The sequence below is a fragment of the Roseomonas rosulenta genome (assembly GCF_016106005.1).
GTDB lineage: Bacteria > Pseudomonadota > Alphaproteobacteria > Acetobacterales > Acetobacteraceae > Neoroseomonas > Neoroseomonas rosulenta.
The window spans coordinates 1-2,995 of record NZ_JACADR010000395.1; the positions used below are offsets into that span (position 1 = coordinate 1).

Annotated in this window: 3 protein-coding genes; 2 read left to right on the top strand and 1 reads right to left on the bottom strand. The window is 71.2% G+C overall.

Annotated features, from left to right (window positions below):
* Positions 1-69: 69 nt before the first annotated feature.
* The gene (locus HW578_RS24805; protein WP_198373375.1) at positions 70-1,023 is read right to left on the bottom strand and encodes an ATP-grasp domain-containing protein; all 954 of its coding nucleotides are present in this window, start codon (positions 1,021-1,023) and stop codon (positions 70-72) included.
* A 209-nt stretch (positions 1,024-1,232) separates the two neighbouring features.
* Between HW578_RS24805 and HW578_RS24810 the strand changes: the two genes are divergently transcribed.
* Together HW578_RS24810 and HW578_RS24815 are read left to right on the top strand one after the other, a co-directional pair.
* On the top strand, positions 1,233-1,622 hold the full coding sequence (locus HW578_RS24810) for a PH domain-containing protein (RefSeq protein WP_198373376.1): 390 nt from the start codon (positions 1,233-1,235) through the stop codon (positions 1,620-1,622).
* A 166-nt stretch (positions 1,623-1,788) separates the two neighbouring features.
* A partial coding sequence (locus HW578_RS24815) for an MFS transporter (RefSeq protein ID WP_198373377.1) occupies positions 1,789-2,995 on the top strand: 1,207 nt, incomplete at its 3' end.

Consider the following 2,995-nt stretch of genomic DNA (forward strand, 5'->3'; position numbering starts at 1 on the left):
CCTCCTGCGCGGCGAGCGGCGCGGCGAGCGCGACGGCCGCGATGGCCGCCAGCAGCAGGCGGCGCATGGTCACGCCGCCTGCGATGCGCGCGGCAGCAGAGCCGCCAGGTGCCGCGCCACCGCGAGCGGCGCCGATATCCCGGCGCGGCGCTCTGCCTCCGGGTTGTAGTTGGTGTTGGTGTTGACGTCGTAGGCGAAGGTGTCGCCGGCTGCGTCGGTAATGAACTCGATGGCGCCGACGCCGACCCCGTTTGCCGAGAGGAAGGCCTCCATGCGCGGGATCAGCGGATGGGCGAAGCCGTCCAGGATGCGGAACTTCTCGCCGGGTGCGACCGCGGGGCAGGCGGCGCCCTCGGGGATGGCGCAGGCATCGGCGGGGCAGAGTTCGAAGCCCTCCGAGGTGTCCACGCGCACGGCATAGAGGAAGCGGCCGCCGACGAACTCGGCGCGGGTGATGAAGGGTTCGGGCGCGGCGACATAGCGCTGCACCAGCCAGATGCCGTCCCGCGGGAAAGCGTGCGGGTCCTCGCTGGCGGCGATCCGCGCCACCGCTTCCTCGAGTGCCGCGGCCGAGCGCACCAGTTGCACGCCAAGCCCCTTGCCCGCGCGGTTGTGCTTGAGGATGAGCGGGAAGCCGATGCGCGCCGCGGCCTCGCGGATGTGCTGCTCGCCCACCACGGCCACCGTCGGCGGCGTGGGGATGCCGAATCCGGCCAGCGCCTGGTACTGCGCGACCTTGGAGAGTTCGAGCTGCAGCGCGCGACGCCCGTTCACCACGGTGCGGCCATGCGCCTCCAGCCATTCGATCACGGCGCCGGCGTATTCCGGGCCGTAGACATGCCCGCGCGTGTGGGAGGAGGCGGACATGCGGTTCCAGAAGACGCCCTCGGGCGGGGGCTGCGTGAGGTCGAGCAGGCCCCGGTCGAGGAACCATTCCTCATGGGGCATGCGCAGCGTGGCGAAGGCGTCGCGGAAGGGGCCGAGCCAGGCGTCGTTCTCGTGGATGACATGGATCTTGGGCATGGCGGCGTTCCTGCGCGGGTCTTCAGGACGAAAGGAAAAACATTTCCCAGAAAGCCCATCAAGATGCCGTCCAAAGAAAGAATTTCCTTCTTCCCCGTGGTGAACTCAGGAAGTCGCGTGGCCGCGCCGGCGCCGTCCATGCGAAACGCTTCCCCGTTGCCGGCGGCCGCGCCAGCCCGTAATCGGAATGCAGTCGCAGGGGTGCCCGCATGTCCGAAACGATTGTTCTCGAGACGCACGAGACGAAGCGGTCCTACGGGCCGCTCTGGCTGCTGCTGAGCGTGCTGATGCTCGGTCTGCCCTTCCTGGGGCGCCAGCGCATCCGCATTACGAACGAACGCATCACGGTTACCTCGGGCTTCTGGACCAAGGTGCGCGACGACATCGAGATCTTCCGCATCCGCGACGTGGTGGTGAAGCAGAGCCTGTATCATCGCCTGGTCGGCATCGGCGACGTGGTCGTGAAGTCGATGGAAGGCCGCACGGAGGAATTGCACGTGCTGCGCGGCGTGCCCGATCCGGTGGGCGTCAGCGAGCAGATCCGCAGCCTGTGGAACCGCGCCGCACGGCCCGCGGGGCCGGCGGCCACGCTGGACTGACCGCGGGCGCCATGCGCCGGCCGCGTCTTCGGCGCCGGGCGCCTTGGCCCGCCGCGCTCCCGCGCGGTGGTGTCGCCCCTGCATCCGGCAACCGCGCCCTGCGCGCACTGCCGGTGCGCGCGAAGATCACTTCCCGCCCGGCAGCCGCCTCTGCCACCCTCGGCTGATGCCCGCAGCCTTCACGCCCTTCCGCCACCCGGCCTTCCGTATGCTGTGGTGGGCCAACCTCGCCGCCAATATCGGCCTGTGGGTGCAGAACACCGGGGCGGGGTGGATGATGACCAGCCTCGATCCCTCCCCGGTGATGGTGTCCCTGGTGCAGGCGGCCTCCATGCTGCCGGTGTTCCTGCTGGCGCTGCCGGCCGGCGCGCTGGCCGACATCATCGACCGGCGCGTCTACCTGATCGGCGCGCAGGCCTGGGTGCTGTCGGTTGCCGCGCTGCTCGCGCTGCTCACTTGGGCGGGGGTGCTCGGCCCCTGGGGACTTCTGGTGCTGACCTTCTGCATCGGCATGGGCAATGCGCTGAACTTTCCTGCCTGGGCCGCCACCACGCCGGAACTGGTCCCGCGCGAGGACCTGGTGCAGGCCATCGCGCTGAACGGCATCGGCTTCAACCTCTCGCGCGCCGTGGGCCCGGCGATCGGCGGCTTCGCCATCGCCATGGCCGGCACCGAAGCGGCCTTCGCGCTGAACGCGCTGTGCTTCCTCATCCTGCTGCTGGCGCTGCTGTTCTGGAAGCGGGAGGCGCCGCCGAACGCGCTGCCGCCCGAGCACTTCCTGGGCGCCATCCGCGCCGGGCTGCGCTTCGTCGCCGCCAGCCCGGCGATGCGCGCGACCATCCTGCGCGCCTGCGTGTTCTTCTTCTTCACTGCTGCGGTCTGGGGAATGCTGCCGCTCGTGGTGCGGGTGCGCCTCGGCCTGGGGCCCGAGGCCTATGGCATCATGCTCGGCGTGATGGGCGTGGGCGCGGTGGCGACCGGCTTCGCCCTGCCCGCGCTGCGCCCGCGGCTGCCCACGCGCGGCGCCATGGTCACGGCCTTCTCGCTGGTCTCGGCTGTGGCGCTGGCGTTGCTGGGCGTCTCGGGACACTGGCTGCCGGCGGCCATCTCCATGCTGCTGTTCGGCGCGGGATGGCTGGGCGCGGCCAGCACGCTGCAGGCCGCGGCGCAATTCGCAACACCCGCCTGGGTGCGCGCGCGCGCCATCGGCATCTACCAGCTGTGCTTCTTCGGCGCGATGACGTTGGGTGCGGTGCTCTGGGGCTGGGCGGGGGCGAGCCTCGGCCTCGCGCCGGCGCTGCTGTTCGCCGCCGCCGCCGCCGCGGTCTGCGCCCTGTTGGTGCGCGGCTGGTCGCTCGACGCCCAGCCCGCCG

What these genes read in the sequence shown, in the direction of transcription:
- HW578_RS24805 (WP_198373375.1), bottom strand. Translation starts at nt 1,023, where the DNA reads ATGCCCAAGATCCATGTCATCCACGAGAACGACGCCTGGCTCGGCCCC.
- HW578_RS24810 (WP_198373376.1), top strand. Translation starts at nt 1,233, where the DNA reads ATGTCCGAAACGATTGTTCTCGAGACGCACGAGACGAAGCGGTCCTAC.